The sequence below is a fragment of the Saccharicrinis aurantiacus genome (assembly GCF_001660705.2).
Classification (GTDB): domain Bacteria; phylum Bacteroidota; class Bacteroidia; order Bacteroidales; family Marinilabiliaceae; genus Saccharicrinis; species Saccharicrinis aurantiacus.
This window is the reverse complement of sequence record NZ_LYBV02000001.1, coordinates 317,323-342,175: the sequence shown is the minus strand read 5'-3', so window position 1 is coordinate 342,175 and position 24,853 is coordinate 317,323. Positions and strand designations below refer to the sequence as shown.

At 34.1% G+C, this 24,853-nt stretch carries 14 protein-coding genes; 1 reads left to right on the top strand and 13 read right to left on the bottom strand.

Annotation, left to right across the window (positions count from 1 at the left end; translation table 11 throughout):
- Window positions 1–28 precede the first annotated feature (28 nt).
- A complete protein-coding gene (locus A8B35_RS01275; protein WP_245820760.1) occupies window positions 29–454 on the top strand; it encodes a DUF5606 family protein in 426 nt (141 codons plus the stop codon).
- Window positions 455–556: 102 nt separating this feature from the next.
- Here the strand turns inward: A8B35_RS01275 and A8B35_RS01270 are convergent, their stop codons facing one another.
- The 13 genes from A8B35_RS01270 to A8B35_RS01210 form a co-directional block, all read right to left on the bottom strand.
- Window positions 557–1,363: a BT1926 family outer membrane beta-barrel protein gene (locus tag A8B35_RS01270; RefSeq protein ID WP_075601780.1), complete on the bottom strand. Its 807-nt coding sequence runs from the start codon at window positions 1,361–1,363 to the stop codon at window positions 557–559.
- A 154-nt stretch (window positions 1,364–1,517) separates the two neighbouring features.
- The gene (locus A8B35_RS01265) at window positions 1,518–3,116 is read right to left on the bottom strand and encodes a coiled-coil domain-containing protein (protein WP_139314779.1); all 1,599 of its coding nucleotides are present in this window, start codon (window positions 3,114–3,116) and stop codon (window positions 1,518–1,520) included.
- Between the two features lie 545 nt (window positions 3,117–3,661).
- The gene (locus tag A8B35_RS01260) at window positions 3,662–5,992 is read right to left on the bottom strand and encodes a glycoside hydrolase family 2 protein (RefSeq protein ID WP_075601778.1); all 2,331 of its coding nucleotides are present in this window, start codon (window positions 5,990–5,992) and stop codon (window positions 3,662–3,664) included.
- 284 nt (window positions 5,993–6,276) lie between these two features.
- Complete coding sequence (locus A8B35_RS01255; RefSeq protein ID WP_075601777.1) at window positions 6,277–7,767, bottom strand: sulfatase family protein; 1,491 nt, start codon at window positions 7,765–7,767, stop codon at window positions 6,277–6,279.
- A 91-nt stretch (window positions 7,768–7,858) separates the two neighbouring features.
- Entirely contained in the window at window positions 7,859–9,217 is a 1,359-nt protein-coding gene (locus A8B35_RS01250) for a sulfatase (RefSeq protein ID WP_075601776.1), read from the bottom strand.
- A 220-nt stretch (window positions 9,218–9,437) separates the two neighbouring features.
- Window positions 9,438–11,834 (bottom strand): glycoside hydrolase family 2 TIM barrel-domain containing protein, encoded by a 2,397-nt coding sequence (locus A8B35_RS01245; protein ID WP_075601775.1) that lies wholly within the window; start codon window positions 11,832–11,834, stop codon window positions 9,438–9,440.
- Between the two features lie 629 nt (window positions 11,835–12,463).
- On the bottom strand, window positions 12,464–12,844 hold the full coding sequence (locus A8B35_RS01240) for a YqjF family protein (protein WP_083634256.1): 381 nt from the start codon (window positions 12,842–12,844) through the stop codon (window positions 12,464–12,466).
- A 213-nt stretch (window positions 12,845–13,057) separates the two neighbouring features.
- Entirely contained in the window at window positions 13,058–13,474 is a 417-nt protein-coding gene (locus A8B35_RS01235; RefSeq protein WP_222844076.1) for a hypothetical protein, read from the bottom strand.
- Window positions 13,475–13,542: 68 nt separating this feature from the next.
- A complete protein-coding gene (locus A8B35_RS01230; RefSeq protein ID WP_075601773.1) occupies window positions 13,543–15,282 on the bottom strand; it encodes a DUF3289 family protein in 1,740 nt (579 codons plus the stop codon).
- A 504-nt stretch (window positions 15,283–15,786) separates the two neighbouring features.
- Complete coding sequence (locus tag A8B35_RS01225; RefSeq protein ID WP_075601772.1) at window positions 15,787–17,214, bottom strand: carbon starvation CstA family protein; 1,428 nt, start codon at window positions 17,212–17,214, stop codon at window positions 15,787–15,789.
- 40 nt (window positions 17,215–17,254) lie between these two features.
- A complete protein-coding gene (locus tag A8B35_RS01220) occupies window positions 17,255–18,385 on the bottom strand; it encodes a hypothetical protein (protein ID WP_139314777.1) in 1,131 nt (376 codons plus the stop codon).
- A 57-nt stretch (window positions 18,386–18,442) separates the two neighbouring features.
- The gene (locus A8B35_RS01215; protein ID WP_075601770.1) at window positions 18,443–20,362 is read right to left on the bottom strand and encodes an FAD-dependent oxidoreductase; all 1,920 of its coding nucleotides are present in this window, start codon (window positions 20,360–20,362) and stop codon (window positions 18,443–18,445) included.
- 312 nt (window positions 20,363–20,674) lie between these two features.
- Complete coding sequence (locus tag A8B35_RS01210) at window positions 20,675–24,733, bottom strand: hybrid sensor histidine kinase/response regulator transcription factor (RefSeq protein WP_075601769.1); 4,059 nt, start codon at window positions 24,731–24,733, stop codon at window positions 20,675–20,677.
- Window positions 24,734–24,853 lie beyond the last annotated feature (120 nt).

The window sequence follows — 24,853 nt, the reverse complement described above, 5'->3', positions numbered from 1 at the left end:
AGGTATTACCCTTAATAAAATAATAAACATGAGTGAAATGTTAAAGGGAGTTCTTGCAGTATCAGGGCAAGGAGGATTATTTAAGTTAGTATCACAAGCAAAAAATAGCATTATTGTTGAGTCATTGCTTGATGGCAAAAGAATGCCAGCTTACGCAACATCAAGAATCAGTGCACTAGAAGATATTTCTATTTTTACTGAGGAAGCTGATGTTAAGTTAGCTGATGTTTTTAAAAACATCTCTGATAAAGAAAATGGTGGAGCATCAATTAGCCATAAAGTATCGGCTAAAGAACTAAAAGCCTATTTTTCTGAAATTTTACCAGATTACGATCAGGATAGAGTTTATGTTTCTGATATGAAAAAGGTAATTATGTGGTATAACTTACTTCAGGAAAAAGAGTTATTAAACTTTGATGCTGTAGAAGCAAAAACAGAGGAGAAGGAAGACTAAGCTTCTCCTTATTTAAAATATTAAATACCGAAAGAGGTATTTACAGAAAAAGGCTGCAAGATTAATTCTTGCAGCCTTTTATATTTATGCATTACAATACCTCTAAAACTTAAAACCCACTTTAATTAAAGGCTGCGTTAAAAAAGATGTATTATGCGAATAAGTACTTTGAGCTTCTAATCCTGTTTGGTGATAAATATTCTTAGTAGTTTGTAGGTAAGAAGCTGCTTTAATTTCAACTCCTAAGAAAAAACCTGGAGCCAAATAATAATCTACACCTCCAACTAAACTACCTCCAAACCCATACGATTCACCTTGGCGAGTATCATAAGTTGGTAGTACTTCACCATTATCATCAAGACCTCTATATCCATCTGTTAATTCTAATGAACCGTAGATAAAATTACCTTGAATTCCGATATAAGGATTTAAGCGATCAATACCTGTTACAAAATAATAATCAGCCCCTAAATCAACATAGTAATTTTGTGTGTTTCTTCCTTCTGTCATTGCATACGAAGGCACACTTGCACTCGGGTCATTAGAACCAGTTAAATCATCAATACCTTCAATATAATCTTGAGAAGGAGCACTTGAAATCATTCCAGCACCACTTAATCTAACTGCAATTTGCGACGTTACAAAATACTTAAACTCAACACCAATAGCATTAGATACATCGTTAGTATAACTACTTATATAAGTTGGTTGAGATAAATAACCTGTATTATCGTAATTATTAACGGTTCTGTTAACGTCATATTCGCTTACATAGCCGTAATTTACTTTGCTACCCAAGTTAAGCGAAATTATTTTATCGCCTGCTTTAATACCATAGTCCTGAGCAAAAGCAGAAACAGATAGCATTAAAGCCATACTTGAAATACCTATTTTTTTAATGAAATTCATAATCTAAAATTTATTTTACCCTCACTACAAAAGCACTAGGTATTAAATGATTAATTATTTCACGATTGAACCTATTACAATTCAATCGTGGTTCTATTTGTGTAGAACATTATTGTATTGGGACTAAGAATCATAGTCCCAATAATATCAATCATTATAAACTTAAAAGATCATCAATTTCAGCTTTAACACTTGCTGCTTGATTTTCTAAAACCTCAAGCTCTACCTTTAAAGTAGCAAGTTCTATTTCTTTAGTTTGAGTTAATGCTGCCCATTCTATTGCATTTATTTCAATAGCCTGTAATTGCTCTTCAACATCAATTAAATCTTCTTTTGCATCACGAATTAATTCTTCAACATTTTCTTTTGTACCATATAGTGCGTCTATATATTCGTTGTTGTAATTATGATTATCCTTAACTAAAGAAATTTCTGTTCCCTTATCAGCAACTGCATCATTAGCATCTTCATATAATTGAACTGCTTGAGTATAAGCAGTAGCAGCATCTAAATAATCTTGTCGTGCTACATCATAAGTAGCTTTGCGATCTGAAACACTCCAATATGTAGATAAATAATCTCTAACTTTTACAGCAAAAGCTTTTTGTGCGATATAATCAGCCTCATCATCAGTTCCTGAAGTAGCATCAATCATATCTTCGTAATATTTTAAGCTATAAATTGTGCTTAAGCCATTTACATAATCATTTAATTGATAATCTAACATTAAAACAAAATCAAATGTTTCTCCATCTTCATCCTTAAGACTTGATAAAGAAACAGATTTAACATCTGTAGTATTGCCTAAATCAGTTACATAATCTTGATTTGCTTTAGCTACATAATATAGATCATTTGCTTCATCCATTGCATCTTCTAAGTCATCCATTGCGTCAGATGCATTATCTTTATCATCTTCCGCTTTGTCAGCTGAATTCTGTAATAATACTTTCTCCTCTTCTAATTTAAGAATCTGGTTCTCAAAATCGATTGAATCAACTCTAGCAGCTAAATAAAGCTGTTCGTTATCATTAGAAACATTAATAGCTTCATAATCAACAATCCATGCTTCAATAATTTCTTTTCTACCTTCTAATTCCGCTTTATTTAGCTCGATTATTTTTTTATCTTGCTCACTAGATAGACCAAAACCTTCATATATCGCATAGTAAGCTAATTCAGTTTCTACACCAATAATTTCATTTTGTTTATTTACGATATCACCTAAGAATCCAGCATATTCATCTTTTAATAAAGTTAAAGCCTCTCTATTCTCAACACTAGCAGCTGCAATTGCTACTTCTAATGAAGTTGTAGCTGCAATCATCTTTTCTTCAGCTTCTAAAAGTGCGATATTTGCCTCATTAGTTGCTTTTTCTATAGCTGCATTAGCCTCTACTAAAAGTGCTTGTTGTTCTGCTTTTTGAACCTCTAATTGCATTTCTATTAGAGCAATCTCTGCTTCAGTCTCGGCACTAGCTAAATCTAACTCTAACTGTTTTGTTTTAAGCTCAATTTCTTTAATTTGGTTTTCTAATAATACATTCTGTAAAGTAGCTTGGGCTAGCTCTGCATTTGCGCTTGCTAATGCAGCATCAGCTTCCGCTTTTAATCGTTCTGATTCAGCTTTTGCTGTAATTAAATCAGCTTGTGCAACTCTCATAGCGTTTACTCCATCAGACTCTGTATTATCAACACAATTTGTGAATAATAGGCCTAGTGCTAAAGCACTCATCGGAATAAATGATTTCAACTTGTTCATGGTTTAAATTTCTTTTGTTATGTTTAATATTGCTTGCAAAAATAAATACAGAAAGAATATAATACAAGCTGGTAATTCATGGAGTAATATAAAACTAAATGAAAATAATTAACCTTTCACAAGGCAAGTATTGAAACCCAACACATTATATATATTCAATAAAATTTAAAAATAACAAAAACTAACTCCCTATTTAATAAGACTTAAGACCACTTAAACAACATCAATTTTAACAAATAAAAACACATACAGATTGATCCATATTTATAAATATGATAATTTCATCCATAAAATTGCACCATTCATCAGGACAATAATTACAAAAACCATCAAGGTTCATACAATTTAACAATAACTACCTATATACTAATGATAACTTATTAACATAACTCAATTTAAGAATCATTTCTGACTAAAAACGTCATTTTTTGCTTTTATACAGATAAGCAACTGAAAACATTGATTATTAAAAAAAATACCTGTCCCTAATTTCATTTCGAAATTAAAAACAGGTATATAATCCGTAATTTATTTTATTACTCTTTTATTTCAAATGCAAAATCTGCTCTTAGATTATTTAGCATTGCATCAATAGATACCTCACCAGATTCATCTCCCACTCTAACTAAGGCTGTGGCTATTCCAGCTTCACAAATAATAGGTCCAACATTTAAAACCTTGACGTCAGCATTTGTGTCGATATGCAATTCTCCTTCAAAGTTAGGCACGATAGTACCATTGGCATCAACTGCTGCAACGTATAAAAATACAACATCATTTAAGTTGGCTTGAGGTGCTTTACCACTTTCGTCAACCCAAATTTTTAAAGCCGTAGCTTTACCAGGTGTTTGTACTATATTGTCAGCGACTTTTTGCTCAGTTAGATACCCCTCTGCACGCAACACTCCGGGTTTAAACGCCCCTAAATTAAATGTAAAAGGCGGATGGTTTAAGTTTTTTGTGATACTATCAGCATCAGGCAATTGTTTTGCTATAAGTTCATTATTTAAATAAAGTGCAACCTCATCGCAATTGCTATAAACTTTTAGATCTAAAGGAGATTCTTCGTTCCAATAACTAGCAATATCTAATATTATTGTATCACTTACATCCCTCTGACTCTGATAAAATGAGAATCCAAACTTTGGCAAACGAAATATATCCATTACACCTGATGATTCAATATTATCATGATATCCTCTATTGTAATCATACATTACCCAATAACCATCGCCAAAAGCAGCAGTAGCTAGGTTATCATTATAAGCTTCTTGCCAATTCGTAGCTTGTTGTAACATTCGTTTTTCTCCATCACCTCGTAGCTGACGGCTACTTTTTTCGGCCCTCATAATATCATTAAATTGATGCTGGTTTAAACCTGGGTTTTTAGAGTGATATTCCCAATCTCCGTATTCTGACACAAAATAAGGTTTAGCCTGAATTGAATCGTAATGATGCATTATTCTGTGCTGACGAGCCTGAAAGTAGATATCATAAACATCATTCATCCAACCACAAGAATACGTTAAAGCGGATGGATACTCAGCGTGTACAATATTGTGTAGTTTTTGCATGAAAAATACGGGCATCTTAGTTTCATTAAGAGATACCTCCCATGATAGAACCGATGGGTGATTACGATCTCTGCGCACCAATTCAGTTGCTGAACGGTAACAATATTCTCTGAATGAATCACTATCGAGATAATATTGCCAACCTAAAATAGCATCAATGGTAATTAAACCAAGCTCGTCACATGCATCCATAAATGCGGAAGAATGTGGATAGTGAGATAGACGAATACAATTAAAACCTGCATCCTTAATTTTTTTAGCATCTCGAAATTGGGCATTGTCTGATAAGGCATACCCAATAAATGGATATTCTTGGTGCCTATTTACTCCCCTTAAGTAGGTTTCAACACCATTTATATACAATCGATTTTCTTTAAACTCAAATTTTCTTATTCCAAAACGATTTATTTCTTCATCAACAATATTTCCGGCAATCAAAACTTTGGTATGCACTGTATATAAATTTGGTTCGTCAGGCGACCATAGAGCTGGCTCTTCAATACAAAACTGCTCAACGAACTCAACAGATTTTTTAGATCCTATACTTTGACTCGAAGCGAACTGAGTTTGAATCTTTTCTCCATTAAAAGATATAACATGCTCAAGAGCTACCTCTTTATCGTGATAACTTTCATTATTAATGTGCGTTTTTATGTTTACAGATGACCTATCGGAAGAAACTTCTGGTGTTGTGATAAATATTCCACCTCCTGCTACTTTATCTGCTAAAATAGGATGTGAGATATGCACCTTCTTTTTAGTGATTAACCAAGCATTACGATATAGCCCGCCGTACATATTAAAATCAAGCTTAGCAAGTGGCTTAGGCCCTGTTATGGCATTGTCTGTATTATTTAGTCGTACTGCAATTAAGTTAGACTTCCCTTTTCTAACATACTTAGTAACATCAATAACAACAGGAAGGTAACCTCCCTGATGAACAGTCAGCAGCTCACCATTCACCCAAATTTTAGAATGATTCATCGCAGCTTCAAGCTCAATAAATATCTGCTTCCCCTTAGTTTCTGGCACCTCAAAAGTTTTTCTGTACCAACATGTACCTTGCCATTGATCATTTACCACTAGAGGTTCGAGATGAGCTGTATGGGGTAAGCTAACATTTTCCCAATCAGAATCATTGTAATCACTTTTAAATAAAGATGACTCAGAGTCTGCATCGTCTAGTAGCTTAAATTTCCAATTACTATTAAAGTTTAGTTTTGCTTCATTCGGATTTTGACAGGATGAATGAAGTATTAATAAAGCTATAATTATAAAATAAATATTTTTCATAAATATCAATTTAGATTCAATGTTTTATTAAAATCAAAAACATTGTAGTTGCCAATAATAAGGTTCAATAAAACATTGCAATTTCGAGGGTGAAACAATAGCATGCTTCACCCATAATAATCTTATATCAAAAACATCATCAAATGATTGATATAAATTGTTTCTATAAAGATTCTATTGCTTCATAAAATATCAATGTAGCTATGGCTATAGCTCAATTTTATTCATCGTAGAATCTATAAATAATTCAATTTCTTATCATTCATTCAATAATGCATTTGGTATTATTTTTTCTTCTTTGCCTTCATGGCCTTTTTATATTCGGTTGTATACTTCTTAAAACCAATCTCAACTCCTGCCAGCATTTGTTCATAAGCGTCTGGTTTTTCTGTCTTAAGCCATTCTAAAACATCTACTGATACAGGAGCAATAGGTTCGTAAATATTATTAACGGGTACGTACTCTGAGTCGAATTCTTCCGTAGCTTTTCGCATTTTACTCAACTGCTTTGCATATTCAGGATTATTCGCGAGGTTAACTAGTTCTTGAGGATCATTCTTAAGGTTGTACAACTCTTCTTTTGGCTTTGTTGAATTAAAGAAGAATTGTTGCGTTTTAGTAAGTTTTCCTTCTTTATTCAATTCGCGCATAATATGCACTGCTGGGCGATAAAACTCAAGATAAGCTTGGTGTGCATCCCACGCTAAGTCGGTTTTATCATTTCTAATATACTTCCATTCACCATCGGTAATTGATCTCATTTTTTCTTCCACCTCATCCCAAAGATCTCGGGCACCATAGGAATACTCGCGCTTAAATTTCTTATCAAAAACAGGCATCCCTGTCATATAATCAGGAATTTCTACCCCTGCCCAATCCAAAACAGTTGCAGTAATGTCTGTTGCTGAAACTACATCTTTACGCACTTTTTTTCCGGGTAAACCTTTAGGATTATATGCAATAAAAGGAATATGTAAACCTGGATCATTTAAATACCCCTTTCCTTTTATGTTACATCTACCATTATCCCCAATAAAAACAATAATGGTATTGTCGGCAAGGCCTTTATCTTCAAGTTCCTTCACAATCATTCCAACTTCGCCATCCATGTACTCTACCTGGTCTAAATACTTAGCCCAATCTAATCTAATCACTGGATGATCTGCCAAATAATCTGGTAATTCAACATCATCTGGATTGACAGGATGAGCTGATTTTTCACGGATTTCATTCCACCAATCGCCACGATGTGTAACTACTAACTGAATATGAGCATAGAAAGGCTGATCTTGTGCTTCAAAATTATCATACTTATCAAAAAGTCCGAATTTTGATTTACCATCCCACTCACCTAAGGCTTCAGTTTTAAAATTACAATCTATTTTGCGTCCATTCTTCATCACACTATGGTGACCTAAAATGCAAGTGTATCCTGCTTTACGCAGATGATATGTAAATGGCTTGAACTGCTCATCCAAAGGTACATTTCTGTTACTTCTGTGATTTCCGGCATTTATTCTCACTTGGTGCGTACCAACCATCATAGCTGAACGACTAGGCGAACAAATAGGGTTGGTTACAAAACACTCATCAAAACGTACACCTTGTTCTGCAAGCTTATTTAAATTTGGTGTCTTTACAGCTTTCATGCCGTAACACTCTAAATCGATACTCATATCCTCAGCCATAATCCAAATGATATTAGGTTGATTTTTAGCTGACATATTTAAAACTGCAGCTAAAAGAAAGGATAGAACTATTAGACTTTTCTTCATCGGTTTATAAATTATAATGTGTATTCTTTTCTGCTATACAGAAAAGCCTAAGCTGTTAATAACAACCTAGGCTTTAATTATTTAAAAAACTCTAGAAACTTACTTTAGGATTTTTAGGAACTGCCTCATCTTCCCAATCTTGCAACTTCTTTTTTAGTGGATTCGCAATTTTAGGGTTAACAAAAATCAAGTTACTTACTTCGCTAACATCTTCTTTCAAGTTAAAAAGCTCATAATTTCCGCTTCTATACTTAATCAGCTTCCAATCGCCTGAGATTATTGCAGCGTACTGATCTTCGTAAGAACGATAAAAGAATAAATCTCTATCAGCAACTTCTTCACCTCTAATCAATGGCATTAAACTAACACCATTTACTTGAGGATCTTTTTGATCTTTACCTGAGGCAATTTCTACCAATGTTGAATAAACATCTAAGGTTTGAATTGGAACCTCGCATTTTACAGGCTTAGTAACTCCTGGATAATAAATAATAAAAGGAACACGTGCGCCACCTTCACCAAGTGTGTTACCACCATTCTTTTTACCTCTCAAAGGGTAATTTGTAAAGTATCCTCCTTGATCTGAAGTAAATAAAATAACTGTATTATCTGCAATTCCTTTTTCTTCTAATGCGGCACGCACTCGCCCTACTGATTGATCCATAGCCTCAACCATAGCTCCATAATTTGCAAAACGCTTTTCCATACCTTTTGCTTCATACTTTTCAATTAATTCCTTTTTTCCAATATGCGGACCATGAACATCGTAATACCATAAATTAAGCATAAATGGTTGTTTCTTTTTGTAGTTCTTTATTAAGTCAACTGCTTTATCAGTTAATATATCAGTTAAATATTTGTCCTTTGGAAATTGACCTTCTTCAAATGGACTAGCGTATCTGAAATAAGGCTCGTAATAAGAAGTTGGATGACCATGATTACTTGTTCCAAATTGCTCATCGAAACCTTGGTGTATTGGGTGATATTCTTCGTGACCTAAATGCCATTTACCCACAAACATATTATAATAGCCATACTCTTTTAAGCGCTCTGCATAGGTAATTTCTTCAAGTGGCAAACGAGTTATTGATGGTGTTTGCGCTGGATCTCTCTGCCATAAATGATACTTATTTTCATTGCGCCCTGTTTTTTTATCTTCCTCAGAAATATGACGAACCATTTGAAAGCGTACAGGCTCTTTCCCGGTCATTAATGATGCTCTTGAGGGACTACAAGTAGGCGTTGCAACGTATGCACGCTCAAAGTCCATACCCTCTTCACTTAACTTATTAACATTGGGCGTATCAAATAATGGATTGCGGTAACCTAAGTCGGCCCATCCTAAATCATCAACAAAAAGTACTACAATATTTGGTTGATCTTGTGTTTTTTTAGCGAAGCTGCCAACAGCTATGCATAATACAATTGCTAAAATGAATAATTTCCTCATCCTGATATATTAATTTAAGTTATTCTTTAGTGAATAGTTTATTTATTTTATCAACGTAAAGTAATTCAATTTTGCCTAGCCCATTGTGTCCATAAGTACGTTCTGTGTACCTGAAAGTAAATAGCCATAGTAGGTATTGTACACGTTAGTACAATTACCCACAAAAAAAGTCCTTACAATTAAAACCTGTAAGGACTCGATAATCAGATTATTTTAAAGTTTATTCTTCAATTTCTTCTACAACTGTTTTATTTATTTCTATTATGCCAGGTTCTAAACCAACAGCTGATACTGTAAGTTTTACATCGCTAGGCTCCTTGCCCATTTTTAGAATTAAAAGACACTTGCCATTATGCGCAAAACTTTTTGTTTTATCCGGATAAATAGGTGCTCGGTTCATATTTCCATTTGTTACACCAAGTATTTTAGCATCGCCTTCAATCTCAAATCGAAGCACATCGGAATAAATTGGAAGAACAAAATTGTCCTGATCAACAACTTCAACCTCAACATGAACTATATCCCATGACTCTGGCATTTCATTATCTGCTTTAACATTAACTTTTTCAGCTATTCCTGCTGTATGAATCTCGAACTCGCAAACCTCTTCTCCTTTTATCTTACCTATAGCTTTAACTACTCCAGGTTTATAAATTACATCTTTCCATTTCATAATATGATTTAAAGAATCGGCCATTTGTTGCGTTCCAACTTTACGTCGGTTTACGTATAAATCAATTTCATCACAGTTAGTGTAAGTTACCAAGTTTAATTGATCTCCTTTTAAAAAGTTCCATGCCTGCGACATTGAAGGCCAGCCCCAACGACCTGAGTTTGAAAAATCATCAGGATCATCGTCGTACACAAAAATTTCTACCATAGGCTCTTCAGTCCATAAGGATTGGTAAAAACGCCCCCTTTCCTTAATATTTCCTCCAATATCGAGAAGTCCACTATCAGATCCGATTTTTGGAAATTTCTTCGACTCTCCTAGGTAATCAATTCCAACCCAAAGAAATAATCCGGCATTGAAATCATTTTCGAGCACATCAAACCACGGACTCCTTTCGTTGTTGGCAAATCTCTTTTCAGGATCACTTGTGAAGTAAGTATAGCTCTCTGTACTGATATAAGCTTTTCCTGGTTTACGCTCTCCAATTTCACTGCACCATTGCTCTCCATAATTAAGTGCAATTAAATCCATATACTTGCAACTCTCAATAATAGCATCAACTTTTGCAGCAACATCAGTATCCTTTCCCCTTTCCATTCCTGAAACTACTGGTCTGCTTGGGTCCAATGATCGTACATAGTTACAATACTTTTTTAAGCCTATTGTTTGGCGAATATCTTCGGGCGAATAATTCTCATTTCCTACACTCCAAATTATAACTGAAGGATGGTTATGATCGCGGGCAATGGTACTGGCAAAATTCTTTTTCCATTCCATTTCGAAGAATGGATTTGCCCATTTTTCATCATCCCATTTATCAACAAATTCATTCATAACCAGAAAACCAAGTTCATCGCATAAATCCAAGAATTCAGGAGTTGCAGGATTATGAGCAGTACGAATTGCATTACATCCAATTTCTTTCAAATTTTCAAGCCTTCTGCGCCAAACAGCCTTAGGCACAACTACACCCAATGGACCACCATCCATATGCACACAAACTCCTTTTAGTTTTATATTCTGCTCGTTTAATAAAAAACCTTTATCTGCATCAAAACGGATGGTACGCACTCCAAATTCTGATGTATAATCATCAATTATTGTATTACCTTCTTTTATTTGAGTAACAGCAGTATAAATATTAGGTGTTTCAAGCGACCATGGAAAAGGATTACGAATTACGATGGCACTAAATTTCTCAACCGATTCAAATTGACCAATCTCGAATGGCTTGGTTTTTCTAAAACCTACCTTAGTTCCTTCAGGCGTATATATAGTAGTTTCTAATACTATTTTTTTGCTTTCGCCCATATTTTCAATGACGGTAGTAATGTCAACTTCTGCCTCTTGATTATTAACGGTAGGCGTTGTTATGTATGTTCCCCAATGCTTTATGTGTAAAGGATTCACTTTATTTAACCACACATTTTGATAAATCCCAGAGCCTGTATACCACCTTGCATTAGGTTGATCAGAATTATCTACACGTACAGCAATTGTGTTTGGCTTATCAAAATGAAGGTAATCTGTGATATCGTAATAAAAACTTGTATACCCATCGTATTGTACACCTACATATATATCATTAATCCAAATTTTTGCATGTCGGTAAATACCGTCAAATTGCAACTCAAAATGCCTTCCTTCTTCTTCCGGTAAAAGCGAAAATTGTTTTCGATACCATCCGATTCCTCCGGGAAGCCATGCATTTCTGCCACTCAGTTTTTTAGAAAAATCAGCTTCAATACTCCAATCATGAGGTAAACTTAACTCCCTCCATGTGCTATCATTATAAGTGCTACTGCTATAAGCAATACTATCACCTAAACTAAACTTCCAGTTATAATTAAAGCTTTGTCGCTGACGAACAGGATTATCCTGAGCATTAACACTAAGAAATAATATACTTAGTAAGGATACTAATAGATATTTACAACTATACATATTGTTTTTATTTGGACTATTTGGGAAACCCAATTTAGGTTTCAAATATTTATATTAATAACTAATAAAGTTAATAACTAGTTCAGATTTATTTTTAGTTTTTACGGTATGCTATTTAACACTTATTATCTTCATATATAAGCATAGATGATTTTTAAACTGCAAACCATTATCAATAATCACACATTCAACAACTTAATCATTGCACCTAACAATATCCTAGAAATTATTGAGAATTCAAAACATAAAAAAGCCCTAATCTGATATTAACAAATTAGGGCTTTCAATAATCAGGCCTACAATTATGATTACCTAACTATCTTTCAATTAATCTTCATTTATTATAATTCTTTATCCATACTAAGGTGTTTTATAATAAACCGAGCTCCTGAGTTTCTAAAGCTCTCAACAAGCAAGGTAGAGGTGGTAATGCAGTTACAGCATCACTTAATTCGCGTTTCGCATCTACCTTACTTCATGTTGATTGCGATTTATCTCTAATTATGGCTTCTACCAACTTTGGAAGAAATCCATTTATTTCCGTTATACGTTTAAACTTGGTGTCACTAAGCAACAGGTCTTCATGAATATCTAACAATATTTACGTACAAAGACCTACTATTTAAGAGTTACGTGTGTAACTCACAAGCTTTTGCAACTTTGCAAGACAATTTTTTTCCACCTTCAATACTCAAAAAGTAAACACCCGTTTTATTATTTGCTTTCACATATGTTCTAATATTTACTTCATCAAAATCTGAAATTAGTGCAAAAGAAGGTAGGTTCTTCGGTCTTATCTTTTCCATTGTAAAAGCCACAACAGAAACCCAAGGTTTTCCGCCATAAAGGTCAATTTCAAGTTCTTTTGGAACAAACTTTTTCAATTCAGATAACTCTACTTGCCAATGAAGAAATATTACGTTATTCCATTCTTGATAAAATTTCCATTTTTCAGTCGGCATTTTCCAAGGCCTGCGTTCAGTCGTATTTAATATTTCTCGGATTGTCATTTTTTAAAATTAGCTAACGGTGAGTATATGAGTAGTGCGGGATTTAACCCACAACTGTCTCAAATAACTAAGTAGCCAAAACTACGATTTTACAGTTAACTTTCAAATTTTAATTAGCACGTCAAATCGTAGTTTTAGCGGGGCTACAATACCGCACAAACCTCCATAAACACTGCGTTCCCCGCATTACTTATGATGCATTGTTACAAAACGTTATTCTTTACAAGTCCATATGGTATCTTTCCTTTCTTTTGGGTGATTACAATACCACATATTGGGATTATCTACGGAACGGTGATAACTATAAAATGCGATACAGTCCTCGCTACAATCACCATTTCTACCTGTGCCATCACCATATATTTCGTGCTTTTTATCTTCTCCATTATGCATATAATATTGGGTGCAAGGAGTTTCTTTGAAGAATGATATATAGAAACTCTTGATATCTGCTGTGGTATCACAAACAAAAGAATCGGTTGCTAAATAACTACGATTGTATAAATAATCTATTATAATGCTGTCATAGATATAGTTCTCTTTCTGTTTTTTTAGTAGAACAGTTTCATTTAAACTATTGAAACCATAAATTTTCGTAAGATGTCCCAATCTCATTATATCATTTTTCATTCTTTCCTCTGGAGTACAGGAAGCTAAAACTATAACTAAAATAAAAATAACTATTTTCATAAGTCTCTTTACAAGGATTTAAAACTAGGTAAATTATCAATTCTCTCTTTTGCTTGTTTTGTTTTTATAGCCTCTCTCTTATCATTACGCTCTATTTTCCCCTCATTTATATTACCTTGAAATTCTTTGGTAAAAGTCATTTTAGTTATAAATGGTTTGTATCCTCTTAGGTGTTGTAATGCAAACCAAGCAGCAAAGGCTTCCTTTGCTACAGGAATAGTATTAGGGATATCTTCAATATCTGTAATGTCCAACCCAAAGTGATCCCATAAGGTTACCTCATAGCTTACTTTATAGTTATCATTGTCGAACTGAACCCCTGATATATATACTTCAGTTGCCCATATATCATTTAAAGCAATCGTTTCCCCTCTTATAGTATCTAAAAGAGAACCAAATGTTGGTTTTGCAAACTTTGCTCCTTTCGCTGTTGTTTTACCTTTATCTCCTCGGTGTTGATAGGTGTAATCAATTCCAGTTTCAATTATGTTGGATAATTTTCCTTTGCTTATCTTTATTTGCTCGGCAATAAAATCTTCTACATTTGAGCAATATTCCAATGTACTTTTATGGTTTGCTATATCTTCTGTTAATACAGAATCTTCATAAATACCTCCTTCGTTGCGTTTGAATTTGGCTATCATTCGTTTTATATTTCCTTCAAGATTACCATAGGAGTAACATAGTGTAGCCCAATCTTCAAAGGCTTTAAAAATATTCTCGTCACTTGTGTCCCAAAACATTAAATTGCCTTCGTGATAATCTTTAACATCCTTACCTGATGCTTCAAAAACCCAATTCTCAATTAACCAAGCTCTGGCATTATATATTCTTTCTTTTGAATAAATGGCTTTAGGATAATTGGCCTTATCAAATTCATCAGCTATTTTCATCATTTTTGCATTGTTTTGAGCATCAATATCTCTTTGTACATTAGCAAAATGGTCAGAACCTTCAGATGGACTTGAATAATTAAAAGGCTCATCAAATGGATTTTCTTTTAAACCTTCAATATTTGCAAAAGCTGCATGCTTATCAACATCAAAACCACTCTTAATATATTCCTTTATAAATTGTTTGACAGAATCTACATCATATACATTATCTATGGTTTTAGTCGCAACCCCTTTGCCATATGTCAAATCCTGTGAAATATTTGTTCCTGATGGATTTAAGCCTGGAACTTTAAATCTGTCAACACAAAACGGAAACGAAACTATCGGAACTTCAACACTAACCCTTTCAGCAGGACTTACTACATAAGCATATATCCTTATCTTTTTACCTTTTTTTGCTTTGTATTTAAAACATACAACTTTCTTATCATCTAAATATGGATTCTCACCTTTTTTATATTCTAAGTCAGTTATTTCTCCATCATCAATTTTTTCCGCCCACCAAATATGTTTTATAGGTGACATAGTAGATTTTTGAAATTCCGTAGCCTTAAAGATATACTCTTGCCCCTCTATCATTTCTTCAACAAGTTTTCCTTCTTCAATAAATGGTCCTTCTACTTTTTTCACTAAAGGCTTTGGCATTTTCAATGAAGTACTTTTACATGTTTTATCGTTCTTGGGCTCTCCATTTATGCTTACTGTAATTGTCAGTTTACTAAACTCTTCTTTCTTCCTTGGCGGGTTTTCTTTTTCCCGAATTTGAATCGTATTATCACTCATTACTTTATTGTTTGCAGTCTGTTTTAATGTTTTGTAACTAATTATATCCTCACCATATGCGTATATCATTCTACCGTATGTTCTATATACTCACCCTATGCATATATCATCATAGAGTATATCTGTATACTCACCTTAAATGGCAATATATACGCAAGTGGGATTACACAATTTGGCTATGAAAATAGCAAAACTTTAATTATGTACATCTACATATGTTAATTTAGAACTAAAATAAAAATGCCTTTATCACATATTCGGGTCGTCTAAAGCTGAAAAGGTAAGGTATGAGGCTGTAAAGTTGGGGTATGGTAGCAAAAAGCGACTCTTTGTCAGTAAAAGGCGAGGTATGATCATAAAAAGGCAAGGTATGGTGGTACAAAGTTTAGGTATGGTGGTAAAAAGTGACTCTTTGTCAGAAAAGTGAGTTTTCTTAACTTAATGACATTGAACGCGCGAACGTGTGGGGTATTCAAAACATAAAAAAGCCCTAATCTGATATTAACAAATTAGGGCTTTCAATAATCAGGCCTACAATTATGATTACCTAACTATCTTTCAATTAATCTTCATTTAATATTTTTCTTTATCCATACTAAGGTGTTTTATAATAAACCATCCTCCTAAAATAACGGCAAGTCCAATTCCAACAGAAATAGATAAAACATAAGGCAATCCAAAACCTTCAGGTGCCACTAAAATATAGGTTGATACAACGGCCGTCATAAACATGGATGGTATTAATAAAAACCACGCCTTTTTCTTTACCGTATGCATATATACTGTTGCTGCCCATAAAACAATTGTTGCTAATACTTGATTTGCCCATCCGAAATAACGCCATATTACCGCAAAATCGATTTGGGTTAATGCTAGAGCCACAATAAATATAGGTATGGTTACCCATAGTCTTTTAAGTAAACTACCCTGATTTAAGTTTAAAGAATCTGCGATAGTAAGTCTTGCACTTCTAAAAGCCGTATCTCCCGAAGTTATAGGTGCAGCCACTACTCCTATTAATGCCAAAACTCCACCTATCTTGCCTAACATGGTATTACAAATGGTATTAACTGCCCATGCGGCATTATGACCAGGCTCGGCCATTGTTGCACCTAATTCACGCACACCACCAAAAAATGCCATGGCAACTGCAGCCCATATTAATGCAACAATACCTTCAGTTATCATTGCTCCAAAGAAGATTATTTTACCATCTCTTTCATTGGAAATACAACGAGCCATCAATGGTGATTGCGTGGAATGAAAACCAGATATAGCTCCACATGCAATTGTAATAAATAACATTGGAAAGATTGGGTACTTCTCAGGTGACGGATGAAAATTTTGAAAAGAACTTATATTCAAATTAGGAATGGTGTAATCCTGATAAAGAATGGTTACCAATAAACCTACAGCCATAATTAATAAGGACATCCCAAATAAAGGGTAAATTTTTCCTATTAGTTTATCAATAGGAATCATGGTTGCTAATAGGTAATAGGCAAAAATTGCTACCATTATTACGGTTAAATCTCCACCTGTTATGCCCTGCAATATTGTGGCAGGTCCTTTAACAAACACAACACCTACAATGATTAGTAAACCCACTGAAAATATTCGCATAAATTGTTTAACACTTAGGCCTAAATACTTGCCAACAATTTCAGCAATACTCTCTCCCCCATGACGAATGGAAAGCATACCTGAGAAATAATCGTGCACAGATCCTGCAAAAATACATCCGAATACAATCCACAAAAAGGCCACCTGCCCCCATAAGGCACCTGCTATGGCACCAAAAATTGGCCCCAGACCAGCTATATTTAAAAACTGAATTAGAAATATTTTACTCAACTTAAGAGGTACAAAATCAACACCATCGTTTTTGGTAATGGCAGGAGTTGGTTTATTTGGATCGGCGCCAAAACATTTTTCAATATAGGTTCCGTAAACAAAGTATGCAACTATGAGAGCTGCGATACAAATTAAAAATGTGATCATTTTTCAATAGATTTTAGATTAACTATAATTTTGTTAGAGTCTATAAATAGTCTTTATTCTTTTTATAAAACTTATTAAGCTGCTTTGATTGTTCCTTATTAAGCTGTTGATTAATTAGAAAATAATAAGCTCTTCGGGCTACAAGAATTTCCTTATCTAAAAGTAAAAATACATTTTGAAGCACCTCACTGTTTATTTCATTTTTATCTTCAATTAAACTAATTAACAAATCTACTTCTTGATAATTGAGATAATCGGCTAATTGAGAACTGAGTTTTGTGTAATATCCATTAGGGATTGAATAGCTAGTCTTTCGAAGCGAACTAAGATAAGAAACGCGTTGCTTTGAATTTGCCTTTGGCATTAATGCATCAATCATATTAAAATAAATATCATCAGGAGCTCCTTCTGCGTATTTAACAAACTCATTTAAATTTACTTTTGATGCCTGAGAAGAATAAGCCGTCATCTGACGTATAATTTTCTCGCCATAAGCCTTTCTAACTGTGAGATGCTTTATGGCAAATGATTGATAAGCTTCACTATTATTCAATAAATGTAATAGCTGATTTGAGCTAATATTTTTGGCTGTAATTTCTTGAATTTTATCTTTTATACTACCATTAGCCCAATGCCAAAGGGTATAACAAGTTAAACTTGAACCTTCAATGGTTGAACTTTCATCTAAATCAACAATGGTTGCTCCAGAAATTGCATCAATTCCTTCTTCTATGTGCCTTGAGTAAGAAGCTGTAATTTCATCAATCTTCAAATCTTTAAAGGGCGAATTTTCATCATGAAGAATGCGATCTAATTTTTCGTAATCTGTTTTTACAAAAGCCTCACCTTCATATTTCTCAAGATATACATCTGGCGGTAATTCGTAACGAAGGTATTCGCCAATACTATTCCAGTAAATTGTAACCGGATCAATTTTACAAACCTCATCATAACAATAAACTGATTTCACCACTGCATAATACGCAGAGGGCATATTATTACTGTCTTTGATTACCCTCAAACCAATAGAAGTACCTTTTTCGATGCTCCCTGGGTGACTTATGGTAACTCGATAAGAATCAGAATTGGGTGTATCCTGAAAAGATGAAAATTGCCATGCTGAGGACAATATTATTACAATTAGACACTTTACAAAAACACAAACTCTCATACTCAGTTAATAAAAAAGGTGTGTGCAAGCACACACCTATAAGCTTTAATCAGTTAATTAAGAATAACAACGAACTTCGTAAAGTTTTGCATTTTCGTATCCCCAAGTTTCTTCAAACTTTATACGAATAGCTGTTGTTTTAACTTGTTCAAAATTGGTCTTCATCAAGCGTGTAATATTATCCTCTATTTTCGCCACTTTAATCCACTTCCCTTTTACTCTAGCCTCAATACTTGCAGTCTTTATAAGTTCTGGTGGCACGGCTTTTATTTGTCCTTGTCTTGTATACTTTTCAGGATTTTTATGCATCATCATTTTACGCGACACAACAGTTTCTCCTTTTAATTCAACCTGAGATATCTTAACAGGTTTTTTCCATTCTAAAGTTAATTCGGCGTTTAATCCTTCAGCCTCCCAATGGTGTATTGCATCTTTCCTATCGCGCGACATACCATCAACTAGCAATTTAGTATCGCCCGAAAGCGTTGATGAACCAATAATTGCATCGGCTATTCGAGCCAAATCATTAACATCCTTAGCTGGTCGTTTAGGTATAAATGCATCATCTCTTAATAACTGCTCTTGCAACTGATTGATATGTTTATTGCGAATATCGCGAGGATTTAAACCTTTAGCTACACACATTGCGGCAGCTGTTCCGGTGGCCTGGCCCATTGTGGAACAGGTTCCAATAATACGCGTAGATGATAATGCCATGTGCGTTACACTAACATTTCTACCTGAAAGGGAAAGGTTATCAATATTACGCGAATACAAGGCTGAGTATGGAATTTGGTACAACTCTTTAATCCCTTTATGAAAATAACTCGCCGGTTGAGATAAATCTTCAATCCCGCCAGGATTGTGTTCATCAAAAGACCATCCGCCAAAAGCTACGGCATCATCAAATATTTTACCCGATGATAAATCAACCTGATTTAAAAGCGTATCGCCTATAAAACGACGCGACTCGCGACGACCAGGAATTGAACCTACCCAATCCAATGCTATATTTTCGGCCTCAGGGTGGTTTCCTGAATTTTTAATGTAATCCCAAACGCCATAAAAATAAGCCATTAACTTATGTCTGATATTTTCGCGGTCGGCAATAATATCGAACTCATTACCCACTTCAACCCACCAATAACCTTCTTTAACTTGCTTAATTCTGCGGTGTTTATCTTTAAATGCAGCTTCATAATCAAATGGAATTGCATAATCAGGAGCTTTAAAAGGTACAGGAACTCCCATATCTTTTGTAACCATCATAATACAATCGCCCATTGTCCAACCATCGGCTTTTTCAGGTGCATGATCTTCGCCAAATTCAGACTTTGACTCGCGCCCTGTTCTATACTCTGCACCAGCCATGGCAGCTAACAAGCCATCGCCTGAACAATCGATAAATTGCTTGGCATTTATGGTAAATTCTGTTTCGTTAGTACTTCCCCAGCAAATAGCACTTTTAATAACATTCCCATCCATTGTAGCGTCAATCGCTTGGGTGTTTAGCATTAAGGTTAAGTTTTGCTGACGTGTTACAAATCCGTAAAGCACATGATCCCAAATAGGATAAGAATCCTGAGGGTTATAAACCCAGTTTTCAATTAATATTTCTTCAACAATACCCGACTCACGTTCCTTATGGCTTCCTTGATTTACAGTAACACGCATTTCACTAGATGCATTTCCTCCTAAAACAGGTCTATCTTGCACTAAAACGGTTTTGGCGCCATTACGAGCGGCCGAAACAGCTGCTGAAATACCTGCCATTCCGCCACCAATTACAGCAACATCGTATTCAAGGGTTTGCTTACGATCAGGCTTTGCCATTTTGCCGGTAGCAACTTGGTACCATTTATCATTTTTTCGGTCACCTAAAAGCTCAGGAGCAGGGGCTGCTTTACCAATAACAGGAACCATAGTTGCTGCTACAGCACCCGCGCTTGCCTTCTTAAAAAAATCTCTTCTTTTCATGTGTTTAATATTTGCTTTCGTGTGGGCTTTTGATGCATTTCTTCAAATCCAATAGCATACCTCTAAAACTCTAAAGTGGTATCTTTTTAAACCGAAGATTTACTTCATAAAAACATTTTTTTCATTCATTAACCATCCTGCAAAAAACTATTGCTTAAAATGGTTTAACAAAAAAGGCAAATGATGCGCACAAAGACTTACTCGTACATAAAGACTAGTTACTCCCGAGTAAAACAGGAACACAAATCACTATAATACATGCATCTATGAAAATAAATATTGTTAAAACACGATTCACAAAATAATAAGAACTTATTCTTCTGACAGCTTATTTTTCATATACTGACTTGGAGAAACTCCGTATGTATCCTTAAACATTTTATTAAAATGAGCACGACTTTTAAAACCAGTTTGTTCAAAAGTTTCTTGAACAGATAAACGCTCATTTATCATTAAAAATGCAGCTTTCTTAATTCGGTAAGATTTTAATAATTCGTATGGTGTTTGATTGGTGAGTGCCTTTACTTTTTGATAGAAAAAGGTACGATTTAAAAATAATGCACTTGCTAAGCTATCGAGTTCAAGCTCTGTATTGGATAAATTCTCATCTAATAATTCGTAAAGTTTTGTGAGGAAAGAATTATTCTCTGATTGTTTATCTCCTCTATCTAGTTTTAAAGGAACTTCCATTTGAAAACGCTCCCTTAATTGTACTCTGCTCTTTAATAATGCATCGATACTTGTAACCAAATACTGCATATTAAATGGCTTTTTAATATACAAATCTGCTCCTTTTTCTAATCCCTTTATTTGATCGTTAAGAGAAGACGAAGCGGTTAGTAAAATAAAAGGGATATGATTGGTTTTTATTTCTGCTTTTACATTTTTACAAAGCTCAAACCCATTTAAATTTGGCATCATTAGATCACTAATAATAATATCTGGCCATTGATGATTCATTGCCTCCAACAAGCGTTGTCCATCTTCAAAGGCTTTTATATTATAAAACTGGCCTAAGGTATCTACCACAAAACGACGTAACTCAGTATTATCTTCAGCGAAAAAGATGAGCGCATCTGCGAAATCAGAATTCACCTGTATATTTTCATCCTCAGTATCTCCCGACAGGAAACTATAGGTGACAGAACTCTTTTCAGTGGATAACACCTCATTTTCCATCTTCTTAATAAGGTCAATATCCTCATTTTCAACAATGGGTAATCGCACTGTAATACATGTTCCTTCCGACAAAACGCTTGATGCACTAATGCTTCCATAATGCATCTCAACCAACATTTTTGCAAATGCCAAACCAATGCCAGAACCACCTGCATAAGACTTACCTGCTTTACCAGCCTGGTAAAAACGATCGAAAATAAAAGGCAATGCATCGGGATCTATCCCACAACCAGTATCCGTAACTTTAAATAACAAATCGGAATTACTCAACTCAAACTCAAATACAATAGTATCACCAGAATCGGTGAACTTAAGTGCATTGTTTAATAAATTATTAATTACTTTTTCTAACTTATTTTCATCGGCCCATACATATACATTACTTGGTCCCTTTAAAACAAGCTTTTTATTATCGGTGGTAGCAACAAACTCAAATTGACTGACTAACTGTTTTATAAATTCATCGAATTTGAAATGCGACTTTTGTAACTCTAACTGATTGGCATTTGAACGTTGAAAATCGTGAACCTGATCAACCAACTGTGCTATTTTTATGGATTGACGCTGAATCATATCAAGCTTATCCTTAATATTTGGTTGTGCCTTAAACCGATCGAGCAAAACACCTACTGGTCCAGATATTAAAGTAAGTGGCGTTTTAATCTCGTGCGAAATATTAGAGAAAAATCGCAGTTTTGCATTGTTTAAGTCTTCTACATTTTTCTTCTCTAGTTGCTCTAATTCAACCTTGTGGTTTAACTGAATTAATTTAAATCGGGTTTTAACCGCAATATAGATTCCTAGAACTATTATAAACACCACTAATAACCTTACCCACATTAACTCCCACCATGGAGCCTTAATTCTTATATGCAAAGTTTTTGCCTCTGACCATTCTTTGTTAATGTTTGAAACTCTCACCTCTAAGGTATAATCGCCATGAGGTAAACCGTTGAAATTAATATATCTCTGACTGGTTCGTTCTTCAATCCATTTTTTATTCAGAGGTAAGAGCCTATATTGTAAATAATGTGAATTAGGAGCTGATAAGTGTAAAGGAATTGCCTCTATAGAGAATACATTTTCGTTATAATTCAATTCAATTTTATCAAGCTCATTCAATCTTTTATCCAATAGAACTCTATTTGCGACAGTATCTCCAGGATGAATAATTCTATTATTGAGTTTTAAAGCACCAAATTCGAGGTTCGGAATATCTTTTTTAGTATTAATATCATCGGGGTTAAAGTAGAAAAAGCCCTTATAACCCGAGAAGAACATTGTACCATCCTGAAGTTTAGCAGCCCCCAATCGAAATGAATTAAAGGGTAAGCCATCATCGGTATTTAATTTGGTAATAGCCGCATTATCGGTATTTAATATGTTTAAACCATTATTTGTGGCAACCCAAAGTGTATTGTGTTTCGTAAGAATACTTCTTACAATATTATTGCTCAAACCATCGCGCTCAGTAAAGGCCTTAAAACTAGTTTTATTATTGTTTGTTTTAAGCTCGCACAAACCACCACCCTCAGTGCCAATCCACAGCTGCTTATTAGGTAATCGTACAATGGATGTAACAAAATTACTAGGTATGCTTAAGCTATCGTTTGGAATATTTACGAACTGCTCAAATGCAAATTCGTCCTTATCAATATTCGTAATTCGAACCAAACCTTCATAATATGTAGTTAGCCATAAATCAGGATATAGTGGATCTACATATATGTTATTGATATGATTAAATGACTTCTCCTTGAAAACTCCTGCCTCTTTTAATGATAACACATCAACACTTTCACCAACCACAATTCTGAAAACATCACTCTCCGTAGCTAACCAAATTTGCCCTTTATCATCTTCACTAATAGCTTTAATACTATTTAAAGATGGAAATTGAGCGGTTAAATTAAACAAAACCTCTCCTGTTGCATCAACTAAATATAGATATTGCGTACCCACACAAACCCATTTTCTATTATTCGAATCGATAAAAACTTTACTAATTTGTTTCTTCAACCATTTGTAGAAGTTAATATCTGATGACTCAAATTCGTTATTTTGCTTATTGTATTTTATGAGTTTACTATTGCTTGCCAGATAAATTGAACTAGAGTCTGATTGAGTAATATGCTGAATTCTATCAACTCTAAAATTTTCATTTGACGAATTGATATATTTATAGATATTGGGCTGATACGAATATTGAAACACTCCCATATCAAAACTGCCTACCCATATACTATTATTACTAAGTTTTATAATACTGCTTACCCTACTAATTCCTTTTGAAAGTTGTTGCTTTAATAAGGTTTGATCTTTCAATATTGAAGATACATCATCAACAAATAATAAACCCGAGCGCAAAGTACCTAGCCAAAAACTATTATTTGCACCTTTCAAGATTGAAGTAAAACAATAGTCTTTCTCAAATTGATTATGAACCAACCATTCACCAGACTTTTTTTCATTTTGGAGATGTATAATTCCATTAGAAGAAGCTAACAATAAGTTGCTATCATTAAGAAATACTAAATCTTGAATTTTTCCGACTGATGATGTTTCAATAAGTCTGCATGTTTCTGAAGCCTTATCAAACTCTATTAAGCCCTTTGAACCTCCATAGTAAATATTGGACTGACTATTCTTTCCGCAAATAATGTAACCCAAATCATCTGAAAACGATATTCTGTGAGAAAAACTATAATCAGATTCGTATACTAAAATCCCACTCTTTTCTGTAGCACAAAATATCTTATCGGTTAACTTATCGAATACAATGCTCCTAACTATAAGACTTTTTGATGCATAAGCTTTGGGTGTTTGAAGCGTAAAGAAGAAATCTTTTTCGTAATTGTATACAGAAACACCATACTCGGTACCAATCCAAATATTTCCTTTTGCATCCTCGCAAAAAGATCGAATGCGCCTGCCTGCTAAAATTTTCTTGTGAGGTGTATTTTTGTAAACTTCAAATTCGTAACCGTTATATCTATTCAGTCCGTTATAGGTACCAATCCAAACGTATGATCTACTATCCTGAAAAACAAGGGTTACTCCATTATCCGATAGACCATCTGCTATGCTATATTGTTTATTAAAATTAAGTGTACTAGATGCACTGATAGGTTCTATTGCTAAACAAAGAAATATAAGGATACACTTAATTAAAAGATGAGATTTTTTGAACATATAATCGCGAATGGTATTGATCAGTAAAAATATTGAAATTATCTAAATATTTACTCATTCGGCATCTAACATCAAGAAATTTGGGCCATCTCAAATCAAACATTAAAACATAGTTCGAAG

Excerpts from the sequence above, each read along its gene's own strand:
- A8B35_RS01275 (WP_245820760.1), top strand. The coding sequence starts at position 29 with ATGAGTGAAATGTTAAAGGGAGTTCTTGCAGTATCAGGGCAAGGAGGA.
- A8B35_RS01270 (WP_075601780.1), bottom strand. The coding sequence starts at position 1,363 with ATGAATTTCATTAAAAAAATAGGTATTTCAAGTATGGCTTTAATGCTA.
- A8B35_RS01260 (WP_075601778.1), bottom strand. The coding sequence starts at position 5,992 with ATGAAAAATATTTATTTTATAATTATAGCTTTATTAATACTTCATTCA.
- A8B35_RS01255 (WP_075601777.1), bottom strand. The coding sequence starts at position 7,767 with ATGAAGAAAAGTCTAATAGTTCTATCCTTTCTTTTAGCTGCAGTTTTA.
- A8B35_RS01250 (WP_075601776.1), bottom strand. The coding sequence starts at position 9,217 with ATGAGGAAATTATTCATTTTAGCAATTGTATTATGCATAGCTGTTGGC.
- A8B35_RS01245 (WP_075601775.1), bottom strand. The coding sequence starts at position 11,834 with ATGTATAGTTGTAAATATCTATTAGTATCCTTACTAAGTATATTATTT.
- A8B35_RS01240 (WP_083634256.1), bottom strand. The coding sequence starts at position 12,844 with ATGACAATCCGAGAAATATTAAATACGACTGAACGCAGGCCTTGGAAA.
- A8B35_RS01235 (WP_222844076.1), bottom strand. The coding sequence starts at position 13,474 with ATGAAAAATGATATAATGAGATTGGGACATCTTACGAAAATTTATGGT.
- A8B35_RS01230 (WP_075601773.1), bottom strand. The coding sequence starts at position 15,282 with ATGATATACGCATATGGTGAGGATATAATTAGTTACAAAACATTAAAA.
- A8B35_RS01225 (WP_075601772.1), bottom strand. The coding sequence starts at position 17,214 with ATGATCACATTTTTAATTTGTATCGCAGCTCTCATAGTTGCATACTTT.
- A8B35_RS01220 (WP_139314777.1), bottom strand. The coding sequence starts at position 18,385 with ATGAGAGTTTGTGTTTTTGTAAAGTGTCTAATTGTAATAATATTGTCC.
- A8B35_RS01215 (WP_075601770.1), bottom strand. The coding sequence starts at position 20,362 with ATGAAAAGAAGAGATTTTTTTAAGAAGGCAAGCGCGGGTGCTGTAGCA.
- A8B35_RS01210 (WP_075601769.1), bottom strand. The coding sequence starts at position 24,733 with ATGTTCAAAAAATCTCATCTTTTAATTAAGTGTATCCTTATATTTCTT.